The 16547-nt window shown below is 52.6% G+C and carries 18 protein-coding genes and 3 pseudogenes; 15 read left to right on the top strand and 6 right to left on the bottom strand.

Going from position 1 to position 16547, the window contains the following annotated elements; all coding sequences use genetic code 11:
* Positions 1 to 504, bottom strand: coding sequence for a shikimate dehydrogenase family protein (locus DBR02_RS24410; RefSeq protein WP_013851371.1), 504 nt, complete (start codon positions 502 to 504; stop codon positions 1 to 3).
* Positions 505 to 1018: 514 nt separating this feature from the next.
* The gene (tet(A), locus tag DBR02_RS24405) at positions 1019 to 2218 is read right to left on the bottom strand and encodes a tetracycline efflux MFS transporter Tet(A) (RefSeq protein ID WP_031942321.1); all 1200 of its coding nucleotides are present in this window, start codon (positions 2216 to 2218) and stop codon (positions 1019 to 1021) included.
* A 127-nt stretch (positions 2219 to 2345) separates the two neighbouring features.
* Between tet(A) and tetR the strand changes: the two genes are divergently transcribed.
* On the top strand, positions 2346 to 2987 hold the full coding sequence (tetR, locus tag DBR02_RS24400) for a tetracycline resistance transcriptional repressor TetR (protein WP_013851373.1): 642 nt from the start codon (positions 2346 to 2348) through the stop codon (positions 2985 to 2987).
* A gap of 363 nt (positions 2988 to 3350) precedes the next feature.
* Here the strand turns inward: tetR and DBR02_RS27185 are convergent.
* Positions 3351 to 3554, bottom strand: a pseudogene (locus tag DBR02_RS27185) (DDE-type integrase/transposase/recombinase); the annotation flags it as partial.
* Between the two features lie 254 nt (positions 3555 to 3808).
* Here DBR02_RS27185 and DBR02_RS24380 point away from each other — a divergent pair.
* Both DBR02_RS24380 and DBR02_RS24375 read left to right on the top strand, forming a co-directional pair.
* A complete protein-coding gene (locus DBR02_RS24380; RefSeq protein WP_001067855.1) occupies positions 3809 to 4513 on the top strand; it encodes an IS6-like element IS26 family transposase in 705 nt (234 codons plus the stop codon).
* 54 nt (positions 4514 to 4567) lie between these two features.
* A pseudogene (locus tag DBR02_RS24375) lies at positions 4568 to 7461 on the top strand (Tn3 family transposase); the annotation flags it as partial.
* Between the two features lie 36 nt (positions 7462 to 7497).
* Here the strand turns inward: DBR02_RS24375 and DBR02_RS24370 are convergent.
* Positions 7498 to 7668 (bottom strand): annotated as a pseudogene (locus DBR02_RS24370) (TnsA endonuclease N-terminal domain-containing protein); the annotation flags it as partial.
* A 754-nt stretch (positions 7669 to 8422) separates the two neighbouring features.
* Here DBR02_RS24370 and DBR02_RS24365 point away from each other — a divergent pair.
* The 6 genes from DBR02_RS24365 to DBR02_RS24340 all read left to right on the top strand — a co-directional run bounded on the left by DBR02_RS24365 (position 8423) and on the right by DBR02_RS24340 (position 11219).
* Complete coding sequence (locus DBR02_RS24365) at positions 8423 to 8803, top strand: hypothetical protein (RefSeq protein ID WP_001371925.1); 381 nt, start codon at positions 8423 to 8425, stop codon at positions 8801 to 8803.
* Between the two features lie 57 nt (positions 8804 to 8860).
* Positions 8861 to 9526, top strand: a complete 666-nt coding sequence (locus DBR02_RS24360; protein ID WP_001447900.1) for a hypothetical protein — start codon at positions 8861 to 8863, stop codon at positions 9524 to 9526.
* A gap of 59 nt (positions 9527 to 9585) precedes the next feature.
* On the top strand, positions 9586 to 10041 hold the full coding sequence (locus DBR02_RS24355; RefSeq protein WP_000916941.1) for a hypothetical protein: 456 nt from the start codon (positions 9586 to 9588) through the stop codon (positions 10039 to 10041).
* Positions 10013 to 10318: a hypothetical protein gene (locus tag DBR02_RS24350; protein ID WP_223152485.1), complete on the top strand. Its 306-nt coding sequence runs from the start codon at positions 10013 to 10015 to the stop codon at positions 10316 to 10318. The genes DBR02_RS24355 and DBR02_RS24350 overlap by 29 nt, the downstream gene beginning before the upstream one ends.
* 25 nt (positions 10319 to 10343) lie before the next feature.
* Positions 10344 to 10637 (top strand): hypothetical protein, encoded by a 294-nt coding sequence (locus tag DBR02_RS24345; RefSeq protein WP_001100635.1) that lies wholly within the window; start codon positions 10344 to 10346, stop codon positions 10635 to 10637.
* 177 nt (positions 10638 to 10814) lie between these two features.
* Positions 10815 to 11219 carry an H-NS family histone-like protein gene (locus tag DBR02_RS24340; RefSeq protein ID WP_001287391.1) on the top strand — a complete coding sequence of 135 codons (405 nt, stop codon included), beginning with the start codon at positions 10815 to 10817 and terminating at the stop codon, positions 11217 to 11219.
* Between the two features lie 606 nt (positions 11220 to 11825).
* Here DBR02_RS24340 and DBR02_RS24330 read toward each other — a convergent pair.
* Together DBR02_RS24330 and merR are read right to left on the bottom strand one after the other, a co-directional pair.
* Entirely contained in the window at positions 11826 to 12434 is a 609-nt protein-coding gene (locus tag DBR02_RS24330) for an HNH endonuclease signature motif containing protein (RefSeq protein ID WP_000289256.1), read from the bottom strand.
* Between the two features lie 65 nt (positions 12435 to 12499).
* Positions 12500 to 12955, bottom strand: a complete 456-nt coding sequence (gene merR, locus DBR02_RS24325) for an Hg(II)-responsive transcriptional regulator (RefSeq protein ID WP_001166628.1) — start codon at positions 12953 to 12955, stop codon at positions 12500 to 12502.
* A gap of 71 nt (positions 12956 to 13026) precedes the next feature.
* Here merR and merT point away from each other — a divergent pair, with 71 nt between their 5' ends.
* Genes merT through merE form a run of 6 tightly spaced genes read left to right on the top strand, consistent with a single transcriptional unit; the run spans position 13027 to position 16506 of the window.
* Complete coding sequence (gene merT, locus DBR02_RS24320; RefSeq protein WP_001294653.1) at positions 13027 to 13422, top strand: mercuric ion transporter MerT; 396 nt, start codon at positions 13027 to 13029, stop codon at positions 13420 to 13422.
* A gap of 15 nt (positions 13423 to 13437) precedes the next feature.
* Entirely contained in the window at positions 13438 to 13713 is a 276-nt protein-coding gene (gene merP / locus DBR02_RS24315) for a mercury resistance system periplasmic binding protein MerP (RefSeq protein ID WP_000732275.1), read from the top strand.
* A 27-nt stretch (positions 13714 to 13740) separates the two neighbouring features.
* The gene (gene merC / locus DBR02_RS24310; RefSeq protein WP_000522996.1) at positions 13741 to 14166 is read left to right on the top strand and encodes an organomercurial transporter MerC; all 426 of its coding nucleotides are present in this window, start codon (positions 13741 to 13743) and stop codon (positions 14164 to 14166) included.
* Positions 14167 to 14204: 38 nt separating this feature from the next.
* On the top strand, positions 14205 to 15890 hold the full coding sequence (gene merA, locus DBR02_RS24305; protein WP_107535689.1) for a mercury(II) reductase: 1686 nt from the start codon (positions 14205 to 14207) through the stop codon (positions 15888 to 15890).
* Positions 15891 to 15907: 17 nt separating this feature from the next.
* Positions 15908 to 16273, top strand: coding sequence for a mercury resistance co-regulator MerD (gene merD, locus DBR02_RS24300; protein ID WP_001277466.1), 366 nt, complete (start codon positions 15908 to 15910; stop codon positions 16271 to 16273).
* Positions 16270 to 16506 (top strand): broad-spectrum mercury transporter MerE, encoded by a 237-nt coding sequence (merE, locus tag DBR02_RS24295; RefSeq protein WP_001087807.1) that lies wholly within the window; start codon positions 16270 to 16272, stop codon positions 16504 to 16506. The genes merD and merE overlap by 4 nt, the downstream gene beginning before the upstream one ends.
* The last annotated feature ends 41 nt before the right edge of the window (positions 16507 to 16547 follow it).

Genomic DNA, 16547 nt, shown 5'->3' with positions numbered 1-16547 from the left:
TCACCACCGACTATTTGCAACAGTGCCAATTAATTCTCCAACCTGTTTGGCGGCCATAGCATAAGCAATAGCTGAGCCAGCACCGCCTGTTCCAGCTAGATAGACTCTTTTACCTGTCACATCGAAGCCTCTTTTCAAAAGGCTCGATACGAAACCTTCACCATCGAGCATATCCCCATGTAGTTGGCCCTGAGCATTCCTCCTGATGACGTTGCATCCTCCGATTGCCATAGCAGATTCACTGGCTGAATCAATTAATGAAAGCGCATGTTGTTTGTGAGGCATCGTTATAATGGCACCACGAAAATTCTGAATACATTTCAGACCATTGACAGCGGTTTGCAGACCTACAGAGTTTATATGGAGAGGGACCATCAAAGTGTCGGGGATTTGTTTTTCAAGGATGGCGGCATTTATCATGAGTGGAGCGCTGACCTGAGCGATCGGGTCACCTATGATCGACAACAGTTGCAATTTACCACTAACAATACTGAGTTCATTCATCACTGATACCCGTATGTAAAATAAATTAACCAGACTATTTTACATAGGATTACATGAAAGACTGGTTTAATGGCAAGTAGAAATGCTGTATCAGCCACCTCAACAGGGGAAGACACATCTACATACAGTGATTGAAGGTTACGCCTTCAAATGCTCATATGTCAATAACGTAATTAGAGAATTTGTAGAAACCTACATGTCAGGCTTATTGCGAGATATAATAGATTTAAATTGTACTTTTAATACCTGATACAACGATAAATCTCCAAAATTTGGTGTAAATAATTATCTCATCTGTATTTTTTAGTGGAACATTCGTATTGTCCTGTCCCCCGTTGACTACACATTCTGAAGTGAGGGATGTCTGTTCTTAGAACGAAGCGGACAAGATGGCTGGGTTAGAGGTCCGCTGTGAGCGAAAAGCAGTCCTAATATTGCTGTACTTGTTGTGATTGAAAGACGGGTAGCCGGAAGTCGCCTTGACCCGCATGGCATAGGCCTATCGTTCCCACGATCAGCGATCGGCTCGTTGCCCTACGCCGCTCCAAAACCCGCGACGCAGCGCCGGCAGGCAGAGCAAGTAGAGGGCGGCACCTGCAATCCATGCCCACCCGTTCCACGTTGTTATAGAGGCCGCATAGATCGCCGTGAAGAGGAGGGGCCCGACGATCGAGGTCAGGCTGGTGAGCGCCGCAAGAGATCCTTGAAGCTGCCCCTGACGTTCCTCATCTACCTGCCTGGACAACACTGCTTGCAGCGCCGGCATTCCGATGCCACCCGAAGCAAGCAGGACCATAATCGGGAACGCCATCCATCCCCTTGTCGCCAAGGCAAGCAGGATGTAGCCTGCGCCGTCGGCAATCATTCCGAGCATGAGTGCCCGCCTTTCGCCGAGCCTGGTGGTTACAGGGCCGGTGATCATTGCCTGGGCGAGTGAATGTAGAATACCAAATGCGGCAAGCGAAATGCCGATCAAGCTCGTGTCCCAATGAAAGCGATCCTCGCCGAAGATGACCCAAAGCGTGGCCGGCGCCTGTCCGACGAGTTGCATGATGAAGAAGACAGCCATCAGGGCGGCGATGACGGTCATGCCCCGGACCCACCGGAACGAAGCGAGCGGGTTGAGAGCCTCCCGGCGTAATGGTCGACGTTCGCCTTTGTGCGACTCCGGCAAAAGGAAAATGCCCATCAGGAAATTGAGGCCATTCAAGGCTGCTGCGGCGAAGAACGGAGCATGGGGGGAGAAACTGCTCATCAGCCCACCGAGCACAGGTCCCGCGACCATCCCGAACCCGAAACAGGCGCTCATGAAGCCGAAGTACCGCGCGCGCTCATCCCCATCTGTGATATCGGCAATATAGGCGCCGGCTACCGCACCAGTCGCCCCGGTGATGCCGGCCACGATGCGCCCGATATAGAGAACCCAAAGGAAAGGCGCCGTCGCCATGATGGCGTAGTCGATAGCGGCGCCGGACAGCGAGACGAGCAAGACCGGCCGCCGGCCGAAACGATCCGATAGCGCACCCAGCACAGGCGCGCAGGCAAATTGCATCAACGCATACAGCGCCAGCAAAATGCCATAGTGGGCGGTGACGTCGTTCGAGTGAACCAGATCTCGCAGGAGGCCCGGCAGCACCGGCATAATCAGGCCGATGCCGACAGCGTCGAGCGCGACAGTGCACAGTATTACGATCAGGGGTCTGTTGGGTTTCACGTCTGGCCTCCGGACCAGCCTCCGCTGGCCTCCGGACCAGCCTCCGCTGGTCCGATAGAACTCACGGATCCTTTATCACTGATAAGTTGGTGGACATATTATGTTTATCAGTGATAAAGTGTCAAGCATGATAAAGTTGCAGCCTAATACAGTTATCCGTGTCGCCCTGGACCTGTTGAATGAGGTCGGCGTAGAGGCTCTGACGACACGCAAACTGGCTAAACGGTTGGGGGTTCAGCAGCCGGCGTTATACTGGCACTTCAGGAACAAACGGGCGCTGCTCGACGCACTGGCCGAAGCCATGCTGGCGGAGAATCATACGCATTCGGTGCCGAGAGTCGACGACGACTGGCGCTCATTTCTGATCGGGAATGCCCGCAGCTTCAGGCAGGCGCTGCTCGCTTATCGCGATGGCGCGCGTATCCATGCTGGCACGAGACCGGGCGCACCGCAGATGGAAGTGGTCGACGCGCAGCTTCGCTTCCTCTGCGAGGCGGGTTTTTCGGCTTGGGACGCCGTCAATGCGCTGATGACAATCAGCTACTTCACTGTTGGGGCCGTGCTTGAGGAGCAGGCCGGCGACAGCGATGCCGGTGAGCGCGGCGGCACCATTGAACAGGCTCCGTTGTTGCGGGCCGTGATAGACACCTTCGACGAAGCCGGTCCGGACGCAGTGTTCGAGCTGGGGCTCGCGGTGATTGTCGATGGATTGGCGAAAAGGAGGCTCGTTGCGAGGAACATTCAAGGGCCGAGAAAGGGTGACGATTGATCAGGACCGCTGTCGGAGCGCAACCCGCTCACTACAGCAGAGCCATATAGACAACATCCCCTCCCCCTTTCCACCGCCTCGTGCGCCTGGCGGGCAAGAGCCAGGGCGGCCGTCTTCACATTCTGCCCTGCGCAGATAAGATAGATTTAGCGTGGACTCAAGGCTCTCGCGAATGGCTCGCGTTGGAGGCTTTCATTGATACTTGTGGGGCACCGCAGGGAAATACCGGCTATGTCGTGCTGCGCATCGCAGCCTGCGCCCTTGACTTGTCTCGCCTCTCGGGACTCACCCCTTGATACTGAACAATATCGCCAGCAGCTTCAGTCCTGTCCCGATAACCACCCCGTGGTATCCACTCCGATTTCAGACTGCGGAACAGTCATTCTGCAAAGCATTATCCCAGCAGTTCCCGCTGCGGCTCATGCTGAGCATCATTCCATATTGAGCGGCCAGAATCCGGTACGGCAGGCTGCAATATTGGGTTCCCTGGTCCGAATGGAAAATTATACCTCCCGGGCAACCTCGGCCCTGCCAAGCCATTGCCAGCGCTTGTTTTTGCAAGCAGGCTGTTTGCTTCTGACGAGAACGCCCAGACCACTAATTTATCTGTATATATTCAAGTTTCATCTTGTTTCCCCATGTAAGTATCCCTGCAAAACGAACCATTCACTTTTAGAGATCCTCCGACATACTAATTATGTCCTCTGAGGAGATCTCCATGCGTAAAGTCCGATTCACCGAGCTGCAGACATTCGGCCGGCACTGTTGCAAATAGTCGGTGGTGATAAACTTATCATCCCCTTTTGCTGATGGAGCTGCACATGAACCCATTCAAAGGCCGGCATTTTCAGCGTGACATCATTCTGTGGGCCGTACGCTGGTACTGCAAATACGGCATCAGTTACCGTGAGCTGCAGGAGATGCTGGCTGAACGCGGAGTGAATGTCGATCACTCCACGATTTACCGCTGGGTTCAGCGTTATGCGCCTGAAATGGAAAAACGGCTGCGCTGGTACTGGCGTAACCCTTCCGATCTTTGCCCGTGGCACATGGATGAAACCTACGTGAAGGTCAATGGCCGCTGGGCGTATCTGTACCGGGCCGTCGACAGCCGGGGCCGCACTGTCGATTTTTATCTCTCCTCCCGTCGTAACAGCAAAGCTGCATACCGGTTTCTGGGTAAAATCCTCAACAACGTGAAGAAGTGGCAGATCCCGCGATTCATCAACACGGATAAAGCGCCCGCCTATGGTCGCGCGCTTGCTCTGCTCAAACGCGAAGGCCGGTGCCCGTCTGACGTTGAACACCGACAGATTAAGTACCGGAACAACGTGATTGAATGCGATCATGGCAAACTGAAACGGATAATCGGCGCCACGCTGGGATTTAAATCCATGAAGACGGCTTACGCCACCATCAAAGGTATTGAGGTGATGCGTGCACTACGCAAAGGCCAGGCCTCAGCATTTTATTATGGTGATCCCCTGGGCGAAATGCGCCTGGTAAGCAGAGTTTTTGAAATGTAAGGCCTTTGAATAAGACAAAAGGCTGCCTCATCGCTAACTTTGCAACAGTGCCCTTTCATCAACCTGCGTAGGGGCAGGCATAACCGGTTGGGAATTGCCCTTCAACTCACAACTGCCCGCTTTCTGGGAACCTTCTTGTCCGATCTCATGCAAATACCGCCCGGTGTCCAGTTTTATGTCGCAAGGCAACTTAACATCCGCTATCCAGAGATCATTTCCCGCTATGCTCAAAGGGAAAACACACGTTGGGAGCACCACGGGCTTATCAGGCAGCACTATAGCTATCATGATTTCGGTGATTTCCCGTGGTCGTTCAGACTGAAGCGATTGCTGTATACCCGTGCATGGCTCAGTAATGAACGCCCCGGACTGATGTTCGATTTTGCCACCGCGTGGTTGCTTCAAAATAAAGTGTTGTTGCCAGCCGCATCCACCCTGACGAGAGTCATTGGTGAAATCCGTGAGCGTGCGACCCGCCGCTTGTGGCGAAAATTGGCCGCGCTGCCAAACCGTTGGCAGACCGCACAACTGGCTGGGTTACTTGAAATCCCCGAAGGACAGCGACTCTCAGTGATGGAGCACCTAAAAAGAGGCCCTGTCACTATCAGCGGCCCCGCGTTCACTGAAGCACTTGAACGTTACACTCGCCTGCGCAGCCTGGAGTTTTCCTGTCTGAATTTCACTGGGCTGCCCGCCATACAGCTCCGCAATCTGGCACGCTATGCCGGAATGGCATCGGTGAAATATATCAGCAGAATGCCAGAAGAACGGCGGCTGGCGATCCTTACCGCATTCGTGAAAGCGCAAGAAATCTCGGCGCTGGACGAGGCCGTTGACGTGCTGGATATGCTGATCCTCAATATTACCCGGGAGGCGAAGAAAACCGGGCAGAAAAAGCGACTTAGGACGCTCAAGGATCTTGACCGCGCGGCGTTGCTGCTGGCGCGGGCATGCGCACTTTTACTTGATGAAGATACCGCCGATGATTTGCTGCGAAAGACCATATTCAGCAGTGTGTCTGTCGCCAGACTGGCAGAGTCCGTGGAAAAAGTGAATGAACTGGCCCGCCCCCAGGATACAAACTTTCAGGATGAAATGGTGGAGCAATACGGACGGGTAAGGCGTTTTTTGCCCGCACTACTGCGCGATCTGCACTTCCGTGCGGCCCCAGACGGTGAACATACCTTGGCTGCCATCCATTACCTGGCAGAGCTAAACGGCTCGAAAAAACGGATCCTGGACGATGCACCTGAACATATCATTTCAGGCCCTTGGAAACGCCTGGTGTACGATGCTGACGGTCGGATACAGCGAGCAGGTTACTCGTTGTGTCTGCTGGAGCGACTTCAGGATGCGCTACGCCGTCGTGACATCTGGTTGGAAAACAGCGATCGTTGGGGTGATCCGCGCCAAAAACTTCTTCAGGGGGAGGAATGGCAGGCGCAGCGGGTTCCAGTCTGCCGGGCATTGGGTCACCCCACTAATGGCAGTAAAGCATCGGAGCAATTGGCCGCTCAGTTAGATGAAACCTGGAAAACGGTGGCATCACGTTTTGATCGCAATACCGCCGTGGACATCTGCAATGAAGGTAAACATCCTTCGCTGACCATCAGCAGCCTGGATAAATTGGATGAACCACCGGCGCTGATACAACTGAGCAGCCGAGTCAGACAATTGCTTCCACCCGTTGACCTGACAGAACTGTTGCTCGAGATTGACGCCAGAACTGGCTTCACCCGTGAATTCAGCCATGTCAGCGAGTCAGGTGCCCGTGCGCAGGATCTGCATATAAGCCTGTGTGCGGTGATGCTGGCTGAGGCCTGCAATATCGGACATGAGCCGCTGATCAAGCACAATATCCCTGCACTGACTCGCCATCGTCTGAGCTGGGTGAAACAGAACTACATCCGAGCAGAAACGCTGGTTAGCGCCAATGCGCGGCTGGTTGATTTTCAGTCCTCGTTAGCGTTGGCAGGATACTGGGGGGCGGGGAGGTAGCCTCCGCTGATGGTATGCGTTTTGTCACGCCAGTGAAAACGGTGAATTCTGGCCCCAACAGAAAATACTTTGGTTCAGGGCGCGGCATCACCTGGTACAACTTTGTCTCTGACCAATATTCGGGTTTTCATGGCATAGTGATTCCTGGAACACTGCGGGATTCCATCTTTGTGCTGGAAGGGCTACTTGAGCAACAAACGGGACTAAACCCGGTTGAAATCATGACGGACACAGCAGGTACCAGTGACATTATCTTTGGCCTGTTCTGGCTACTGGGATACCAATTTTCACCTCGTCTGGCGGATGCGGGTGAGGCTGTGTTCTGGCGGGCCGACAAAGCAGCGAATTACGGGGCGTTGGACAAACTGGCGCGGGGTTGTGTTGACCTTTCTAAAATCGAAAGCCACTGGGATGAGATGATGCGGGTTGCCGGTTCGCTGAAGCTGGGCACTATTCATGCGTCAGAACTCATTCGATCGCTATTGAGAAGTACCCGACCGTCAGGGCTTGCTCAGGCAATAATGGAGGTCGGAAGAGTTAACAAGACACTGTATCTTCTCAACTATATTGATGATGAGGACTATCGTCGCCGGATCCTAACACAGTTGAACCGGGGTGAAGGCCGCCATGCCGTTGCAAGAGCCATCTGCTACGGTCAGCGTGGCGAGATCAGAAAACGTTACCGCGAGGGGCAGGAAGATCAGTTGGGTGCGCTGGGTCTGGTGACAAACGCAGTGGTGCTGTGGAATACGCTTTATATGCAGGAAGCCTTGTCGCACCTGCGCAGCATCGGGGAAGGGCCAGAGGATGAACATATCGCGCGGCTTTCGCCTCTGATGCACGGTCATATCAACATGCTGGGACATTATACGTTCACACTACCGGAGGATATTATGAAGGGGGAATTGAGGCCGTTAAATCTCAATTTAAACAATGAATTATCTCCTTAGCGTGGTTTTTTACATCATTGGCCCTCAAACCCCATGATGATGGTTTCGAAACGTCTTAAGGCCAAAGACTATCGAACGGTTTCCACGGGATTTAACGTCCTGAGCTCTAAGCCAGGGCTGATAACTTTGGCCATAGCCCACTCCTATGCCGTCACCTAGCGCATTTTCATAATCCAAATAGGATTTGAGACGCCTACCCCTACCCATGATCGTACCCAAAAAACGACATTGATACGTACCTATATGTGCATTTTATAGTCTCCAACCCTATAACCACACATTCAGTAAGCATACAACATTAGCGTCGTTTTTTGAGAATGGTTACAACTTTAGTGCTTTGTGTACAACTTTATTGTCTTCGGACAGTAGGACCCTCTAAAACCAATAGAATTTACGTAGAAACGCGTTTAGTAAAGGCTTTACTAATTACTAATGACTAACATATTAGCACTTTCAGATCTGTCAGCAATAACCCCGGGCGGCGAAATAATGAGAAGAGTTCTTCCGGAGAGCCTTTTCTTTCTATCTGATTGATTTTTAACACTTTTAAATGTCAGCTTTATGTAAACCTGTGGGATTTACTCCTAATTAAATCCCATAGTATGAAAATTAGGCATTTGCAAACCTTAATGACGTGACGTTGTCACGTAAATCAATGGAATTTAGTCTCTAGTAAAGAGTTAACTAGTGACTAACTGCCTGATCGGTGTGCTTGAACGGTGCACTTCAGGCCGGATATAAAAATTGATGAGAGATATACAGAAAATGATGGACCGGCTTAATAAGCCAGCCTTTCTTGGGATGATTGATGATGTTGAACACGCTATAAAGCGAAAATGCCCCTTTTTAACCTATAGGTTGGGCACTATGAGTAAGATACAATCAAATCGCCAGTCAGATGGCTAATTTCATTTTGACCAAAGCGGGCTATTTCAAGCGTTATCGCTGAGACGAGGCTTCAATGACAAGTACACTTGACCCATCACACAAGCAAATTGAAATGTGGCGCAGAGCTACCGGTTCCGAAGGTGGACTCAACGAATACCGCAACTGGGTTCTGGAAAATAGTATGAGATTTACAGCATACGGTATCCATACCGTTATCGTCGAAGGTGAGGCGAAGCATATAACAGCGCTTGATGATGTTACCCTCTGTAACGAGTGGGCGAAGCTTAAAAGAGAAAACAATAGGCTTTACGCAGCAAATGAAAAAATTTGCTCTGGCTGGCGTGGTTTTGTGTTGCGTTTGTTAGGAATAACACTGTCATGCAGAAAACCGGTCATCTTACTGGGGGCAGACGCGAAGAATCAAAATGATGCCGTGAAAGGGGCTGATTTGTAATTTTCAGGCGAGCCCACCGTTCTTAGAAAGCTGTTCTATGGGTATGTAAGGAAGATAATGTTCTCTGAACGCTCAGTACACTTAATCACTTCCTGTACAAAGGGCAAGAATCATCAGGGCCACGTCTGGCCGACATTGGACATAGATCCAAAACAAACCCCGGACGACGCAGCATATGCCTGGAGTAACATTGTAGACGACGCCAGAAGTAATCAGGCGGTACCGGCATTGTCCTTGTATTCAGGTAATCACTGGTCTACGGCAAAGGAAATTTTAAACTCAACCAGAAATCTGGAGTTGTGGATAATCTCTGCCGGGATGGGGTTTTTAAATAGTCGAGATCGGGTGCCCTCTTACGAGGCGACATTTCATCAAGTACCATTCAGGCATGATCTCTGGTGGAAAGCCATCACAAAATCACTAGGAAAGCATAACCGTTGCGCAACTATAAGCCAGTTAATGCAGTCCAGTCCGAATGATGAATATTTGATTGCGGCTTCGCCTGTTTATATTTCTGCTGTCCAGAATGACATCCTGAAGGGCATTGAGAGTTTGACTCATCCTCTTACGCAACTAACGATCGTGACATCAGGGGCATATGCTGGCCCACTTGAAGAATACTTAATTAAGAGTTCTTCTAGGATGATGAAAGAGCTAGAGTGCAATATGGTGTGCCTGAATATAAAACTGGCTCAATACATACTTAAAAGTGGTAGTCGTTAGAACTAGACTGTTAATGATACAATTCTCCTGTTATTTTATTTTTATAAAAGGTCTCAAATATGCTCAAAAACAGATTTTCTTTATTGTGTCTTGCTGTGGCATCGTCACTTACTCTTACTGCTTGCGATGTAGTTGATGCTGCCTATGACGAGACTTTAAATGATAATGCACCCGAAATTGTAATAGCTGGAGGATTCAAAATTGATATCCAAGGTAATGCAGTTCCGGTTGAGGGATATGATAATTGCTCTTTGAATACTCTTCAGGGAAGCGTTGATACGGATAAATCAAATTGTATTGTTCTGGATAGAACACGTAAAAAAGTACCGGTTCTAGTTCATTTGTCATCCGGTCCCGTCAAAGAAGAATGGAAGATCGAGCACCAGGTTGAAAAAACCAAATCCGGCAAAAATTTCATCCAAACTCGTATGATTAGACCTGACGGTAACTTTGTAGTGCCTGCATCCTCAGAACGAGGGATCTTTAGTGGCAAACATTACAGTCAAGCCAGCTAAGTCAAGTCTATCCGTTCAAACAGAAAAAGGTTTCTTAAAAATGACGTTATCCGCTGCATTGCAAGGCACTTTTAAAGAGATGAGGAAAGACAATACAGTAGGCATCACAGTTCAAACTTGTTCAGATATTTTTGACAGCAATGTTCCTCCGGCTTATGTTTTCTGGCTTTATCGTCTCAAAGCGGGAGAAACTTTGCCGCGCGGAAGGTTCTTCAGAAAAAGAAAGCCAATCATCAATGTTATGGCAGTTGTTCATGATGCTGCATTCGAAAAATAACTGCGCTATCAGGAAAGTTACTTTTATGAACGTAATTGCAGCTGGAATTTTTTGCTTTATTTTTTACCCTACAGCTTTCGCTTATGCTTGTTATAAAAAGAGATGGCTAGAGTGGATTTTTCTTACTTTAATTATAATTTTTGCTTCTGCCATTTCGATTCAACAATACAATGAAGCGAATTTTGTAAGTGAGTTAAATTACCCTATGTTTATCTCCGCCATATATGGCCTGTCACTGGCATGGTTTCCTTTTCCGATTGCTTATGTTGTTCTGCGCTTCCTTCTTGATGATTTACAGCATGAGTACCCTAAACAGTGAGCAGATTTTAAGACTCATGAACAACATCGAAAGCACGAAACAGTCTGCACAAGGAAGATAAGGAGTATTCTTAGCAAGATATCTTTGTACCTGAAGACATAAAGCTGGCATCTTTTTCCTTATAGAGTGTATTATGATTAAGTAAATCCTTATCAAAGAATTAGAAAGTGAGGTCGTATGTCTGAAGCACTCAAATCGTTAAACAATATTCGTACTCTTCGCGCCCAGGGCCGCGAGCTGCCTTTAGAAGTACTTGAGGAAATCCTCGAAAAGCTTAATGTCATTGTTGATGAGCGTCGTCAGGAAGAATCATCCAAAGCTGCCGAACTGCAAGCTCGTCAGGAGAAACTTGACGCCCTGCGTAAGTTAATGGAAGAAGATGGTATCAACCCGGAAGAGCTGCTTGGCTCATTCCAGGCCAAATCTACGGCTACCAAGAAAAGCCGTGAACCACGCCCGGCCAAATACTCATTTACTGATGAAAATGGCGAAACAAAAACGTGGACTGGACAGGGCCGTACCCCCAAAGCTCTGGCAGAACAAATTGCAGCCGGTAAAAGTCTTGATGATTTCCTGATCTAACTTTTGCCACCAGTTTTGATAGAGGCCACTTCGGTGGCCTTTTCTCATACGGAATCAATTTCAGGTACAGAACATATGAAAAATTCAGAACCTAAGAGCTGTGATCCCTATGTGGACAGTTTGATTAGAAATGCAGATGCAAAGTAAGCCAGGTCATTTCTCAAAATATTGAAGCCCTTACCATTCCTTATCGTTATCATCGCTGTATTCTTTTTTTGGGTATCGTTTTCCCGTTTATTATCCCAGGTCGCGTAAAACCTTTTTAAAGACTCTTCTTTACCAGATATGCTCCCTCACCGGGATGGTTTCAACCTCTTCAGTTTCCCATATTGGCAAAACCTTCAGGAAATAAGACGATACCCTCCACGCTTTCCATTAAAGCGGGATGACGACGCCCAGTTCTTACGACCAGACTCCACGTTTTCGATTAGGATGCCTTTGGGCCCTTCTAACGAGGCCACCTCAACAACTCGCACTTTCCGGATCAGTCTTGGATCCACTTCTTCCCAGATCTGGCCAACTGTAATATCTTTTTGGGTTTGCATTTAATCTCTCGCTGTCATTTAGTGAACAAGACTAATCCTCGCCGTGGTTCAGCTTATGGCTTTATTTACGCTGACGATCCTTAGCCTTAAATTTTTGCCATCGTATCCGAAGGTTTTCGATGTTAACCGGAACCTGCATGCGTGTCGTCTCTATCTCATTCCCATGCCATTTCAGGAGATCATCATCCAACTCCCGGGCCTCCCGGCTGAAGTAAATTTTCATAGTGTCAGGGTTTATGGCGCAATGGTCATTGTCGAACAGTGTATGGATATCACGGCGAAGTAAAATTCCGTTCGTTACGTCGGGAATGCCTTCTTCATGACGTGGCGTTAAGTGCGCGGCCTCAGTACGCCAGGGGGACCTTACGCCGGTGACAACACATCGCCCGTAGCAATTCAACCTAACATCCCGGGCGAAAGGACCTTGGTCAGGACTGGTGACAGAAGTACATTCCTGGCCCTCTTTGTAGATACGCTTCGGGAAGTCGATAGTGGTTTGAGCTGTTTGGGAAAGTGACACATACGTAACCCCTTTGTATCTCTTTATCCCACCATTAAAAGTGGTAGGAATCGAGCTGGTTATGGCCACCAGTTTCACATCGCCCATTTCGACGATCTTAAGGCTCTTATTAGCGGCTACATGTAACTGGATGAATTTACCTACGTACACATCATGGTTCTCATCTTGTCTTTCAACACACAGGGGTCGTCTCAGAATTCGGAAAATAAAGCACGCTAAGGCGTAGTCACCCCGTGACTCCCCCGCGCCGATGCAGCGAGCTTCGTTCCGTCTTGCAGTGACGCAATCAGCGGGCAGGAAACGTTCCCTTTCCGCGCATGGCAGGCGCACACCAGTTCAGACAGCACGGCCTCCATGCGTGCCAAGTCGGCCATCTTCTCGCGCACATCCTTGAGCTTGTGCTCGGCCAGGCCGCTGGCTTCCTCGCAATGGGTGCCATCCTCCAGCCGCAGTAGCTCGGCGATTTCGTCCAGGCTAAAGCCCAGCCGCTGGGCCGATTTCACGAACCGCACTCGTGTTACATCCGCCTCGCCATAGCGGCGAATGCTGCCATAGGGCTTGTCTGGCTCCGGCAGCAGGCCCTTGCGCTGGTAGAACCGGATGGTCTCCACATTGACCCCGGCCGCCTTGGCAAAAACGCCAATGGTCAGATTCTCAAAATTAATTTGCATATCGCTTGACTCCGTACATAACTACGGAAGTAAGCTTAAGCTATCCAAACCAAATTTGAAAGGACAAGCGTATGTCTGAACCACAAAAGTCTGAACCACAAAAGTCTGAACCACAAAAGTCTGAACCACAAAACGGGCGCGGCGCGCTCTTCGCCGGTGGGCTGGCCGCCATTCTTGCGTCGGCCTGCTGCCTGGGGCCGCTGGTTTTGATCGCCTTGGGGTTCAGCGGGGCATGGATCGGCAACCTGACGGTGCTGGAACCCTATCGCCCGATCTTCATCGGCGCAGCGCTGGTCGCGCTGTTTTTCGCCTGGCGGCGCATCTACCGCCCGGCGCAAGCCTGCAAACCGGGTGAGGTCTGCGCGATTCCCCAAGTGCGAGCTACTTACAAGCTCATTTTCTGGATCGTGGCCGCGCTGGTCCTGGTCTCGCTCGGATTTCCCTACGTCATGCCATTTTTCTATTAATCACAGGAGTTCATCATGAAAAAACTGTTTGCCGCCCTCGCCCTCGCTGCCGTTGTTGCCCCCGTGTGGGCCGCCACCCAGACCGTCACGCTGTCCGTGCCTGGCATGACCTGCGCCTCTTGCCCGATCACTGTCAAGCACGCGCTTTCCAAGGTTGAGGGCGTGAGCAAGACCGACGTAAGTTTCGACAAGCGCCAGGCCGTCGTCACCTTCGACGATGCCAAGACCAACGTCCAGAAGTTGACCAAGGCGACCGAGGACGCGGGCTATCCGTCCAGCCTCAAACGCTGATCCGTTAACCGAACTCGGGAGCGACACATGGGACTCATCACGCGCATCGCTGGCAAAACCGGCGCGCTCGGCAGCGTCGTTTCCGCGATGGGCTGCGCCGCCTGTTTTCCTGCCATCGCCAGCTTTGGCGCGGCCATCGGACTGGGCTTCTTGAGCCAGTACGAGGGGCTATTCATTGGCATCCTGCTGCCGATGTTCGCCGGCATCGCGTTACTCGCCAATGCTATCGCTTGGCTCAATCATCGACAGTGGCGACGCACGGCGCTCGGCACGATAGGCCCGATCTTGGTGCTGGCAGCGGTGTTTTTAATGCGGGCTTACGGCTGGCAGAGCGGTGGACTGCTCTATGTCGGCCTGGCCTTGATGGTTGGGGTGTCGGTCTGGGATTTCATCTCGCCAGCACATCGCCGCTGCGGGCCGGACAGCTGTGAATTGCCAGAACAACGTGGCTGACGGCAACAGCCGTAGCCACCACAGAAAAGGAAAAATACATGACCACCCTGAAAATCACCGGGATGACCTGCGACTCGTGCGCGGCTCACGTCAAGGAAGCCTTGGAGAAAGTGCCCGGCGTGCAATCGGCGCTGGTGTCCTATCCGAAGGGCACAGCGCAACTCGCCATTGAGGCGGGCACGTCATCGGATGCGCTGACTACCGCCGTGGCCGGACTGGGCTACGAGGCAACGCTTGCCGATGCGCCACCGACGGACAACCGCGCCGGCCTGCTCGACAAGATGCGCGGCTGGATAGGGGCCGCTGATAAGCCCAGTGGCAACGAACGCCCGTTGCAGGTCGTCGTCATTGGTAGCGGTGGAGCCGCGATGGCGGCAGCACTGAAGGCCGTCGAGCAAGGCGCGCAGGTCACGCTGATTGAGCGCGGCACCATCGGCGGCACCTGCGTCAACGTCGGTTGTGTGCCGTCCAAGATCATGATCCGCGCCGCCCACATCGCCCATCTGCGCCGGGAAAGCCCATTCGACGGCGGCATGCCACCCACACCGCCGACGATCTTGCGCGAGCGGCTGCTGGCCCAGCAGCAGGCCCGTGTCGAAGAACTCCGTCATGCCAAGTACGAAAGCATCCTGGACGGCAATTCAGCCATCACCGTTCTGCACGGTGAAGCGCGTTTCAAGGACGACCAGAGCCTTATCGTTAGTTTGAACGAGGGTGGCGAGCGCGTCGTGATGTTCGACCGCTGCCTGGTCGCCACGGGTGCCAGCCCGGCGGTCCCGCCGATTCCGGGCTTGAAAGAGTCACCCTACTGGACTTCCACCGAGGCCCTGGCGAGCGACACCATTCCCGAACGCCTTGCCGTAATCGGCTCGTCGGTGGTGGCGCTGGAGCTGGCGCAAGCCTTTGCCCGGCTGGGCAGCAAGGTCACGGCCCTGGCGCGCAATACCTTGTTCTTCCGTGAAGACCCGGCCATCGGCGAGGCGGTGACAGCCGCTTTCCGTGCCGAGGGCATCGAGGTGCTGGAGCACACGCAAGCCAGCCAGGTCGCCCATATGGACGGTGAATTCGTGCTGACCACCACGCACGGTGAATTGCGCGCCGACAAGCTGCTGGTCGCCACCGGCCGGACACCGAACACGCGCAGCCTGGCATTGGAAGCGGCGGGGGTAGCCGTCAATGCGCAGGGGGCCATCGTCATCGACAAGGGCATGCGCACCAGTAGCCCGAACATCTACGCGGCCGGCGACTGCACCGACCAGCCGCAGTTCGTCTATGTGGCGGCAGCGGCCGGCACTCGTGCGGCGATCAACATGACTGGCGGCGATGCGGCCCTGGACCTGACCGCAATGCCGGCCGTGGTGTTCACCGACCCGCAGGTCGCCACCGTGGGCTACAGCGAGGCGGAAGCACATCACGACGGGATCGAGACCGACAGTCGCCTGCTAACACTGGATAACGTGCCGCGTGCGCTTGCCAACTTCGACACACGCGGCTTCATCAAGCTGGTCATCGAGGAAGGTAGCGGACGGCTCATCGGCGTGCAAGCGGTGGCCCCGGAAGCGGGTGAACTGATCCAGACGGCGGTGCTCGCCATTCGCAACCGTATGACCGTGCAGGAACTGGCCGACCAATTGTTCCCCTACCTGACCATGGTCGAAGGGCTGAAGCTCGCGGCGCAGACCTTCAGCAAGGACGTGAAGCAGCTTTCGTGCTGCGCCGGATGAGGAAAAGGAGGTGTTCAATGAGCGCCTACACAGTGTCCCGGCTGGCCCTTGATGCCGGGGTGAGCGTGCATATCGTGCGCGACTACCTGCTGCGCGGATTGCTACGGCCGGTCGCGTACACCACGGGCGGCTACGGCTTGTTCGATGACACCGCGTTGCAACGGCTGCGCTTTGTACGGGCTGCCTTCGAAGCGGGTATCGGCCTGGACGCACTGGCGCGGCTGTGCCGGGCGCTGGATGCTGCGGACGGTGACGGTGCGTCTGCGCAGCTTGCCGTGTTGCGGCAACTCGTCGAGCGTCGGCGCGAGGCCCTGGCCAGCCTCGAAATGCAACTGGCCGCCATGCCAACCGAACCGGCACAGCACGCGGAGAGTCTGCCATGAACAGCCCAGAGCACTTGCCGTCTGAGACGCACAAACCGATCACCGGCTACTTGTGGGGCGCGCTGGCCGTGCTCACCTGTCCCTGCCATTTGCCGATTCTCGCCATTGTGCTAGCCGGCACGACGGCCGGCGCGTTCATCGGGGAGCACTGGGGTATTGCAGCCCTCACGCTGACCGGCTTGTTTGTCCTGTCTGTGACGCGGCTGCTGCGGGCCTTCAAGGGAAGATCATGACCGCTTCCCAGCCAGCCGAGAGTGGGCAGCTTTGAGCTTCG

Source organism: Enterobacter cloacae complex sp. (assembly GCF_900322725.1).
GTDB classification, from domain to species: Bacteria; Pseudomonadota; Gammaproteobacteria; order Enterobacterales; family Enterobacteriaceae; genus Enterobacter; species Enterobacter quasihormaechei.
The sequence above is the reverse complement of the archived record's forward strand: the minus strand, read 5'-3'. Positions and strand labels throughout refer to the sequence as shown.

Coding starts and splice junctions, on each gene's coding strand:
- merE (WP_001087807.1), top strand. CDS start 16,270: ATGAACAGCCCAGAGCACTTGCCGTCTGAGACGCACAAACCGATCACC.
- DBR02_RS24380 (WP_001067855.1), top strand. CDS start 3,809: ATGAACCCATTCAAAGGCCGGCATTTTCAGCGTGACATCATTCTGTGG.
- tetR (WP_013851373.1), top strand. CDS start 2,346: ATGATAAAGTTGCAGCCTAATACAGTTATCCGTGTCGCCCTGGACCTG.
- merP (WP_000732275.1), top strand. CDS start 13,438: ATGAAAAAACTGTTTGCCGCCCTCGCCCTCGCTGCCGTTGTTGCCCCC.
- merR (WP_001166628.1), bottom strand. CDS start 12,955: ATGCAAATTAATTTTGAGAATCTGACCATTGGCGTTTTTGCCAAGGCG.
- merA (WP_107535689.1), top strand. CDS start 14,205: ATGACCACCCTGAAAATCACCGGGATGACCTGCGACTCGTGCGCGGCT.
- DBR02_RS24365 (WP_001371925.1), top strand. CDS start 8,423: ATGACAAGTACACTTGACCCATCACACAAGCAAATTGAAATGTGGCGC.
- DBR02_RS24340 (WP_001287391.1), top strand. CDS start 10,815: ATGTCTGAAGCACTCAAATCGTTAAACAATATTCGTACTCTTCGCGCC.
- DBR02_RS24355 (WP_000916941.1), top strand. CDS start 9,586: ATGCTCAAAAACAGATTTTCTTTATTGTGTCTTGCTGTGGCATCGTCA.
- merT (WP_001294653.1), top strand. CDS start 13,027: ATGTCTGAACCACAAAAGTCTGAACCACAAAAGTCTGAACCACAAAAG.
- merD (WP_001277466.1), top strand. CDS start 15,908: ATGAGCGCCTACACAGTGTCCCGGCTGGCCCTTGATGCCGGGGTGAGC.
- DBR02_RS24360 (WP_001447900.1), top strand. CDS start 8,861: ATGTTCTCTGAACGCTCAGTACACTTAATCACTTCCTGTACAAAGGGC.
- DBR02_RS24345 (WP_001100635.1), top strand. CDS start 10,344: ATGAACGTAATTGCAGCTGGAATTTTTTGCTTTATTTTTTACCCTACA.
- merC (WP_000522996.1), top strand. CDS start 13,741: ATGGGACTCATCACGCGCATCGCTGGCAAAACCGGCGCGCTCGGCAGC.
- DBR02_RS24410 (WP_013851371.1), bottom strand. CDS start 504: ATGAATGAACTCAGTATTGTTAGTGGTAAATTGCAACTGTTGTCGATC.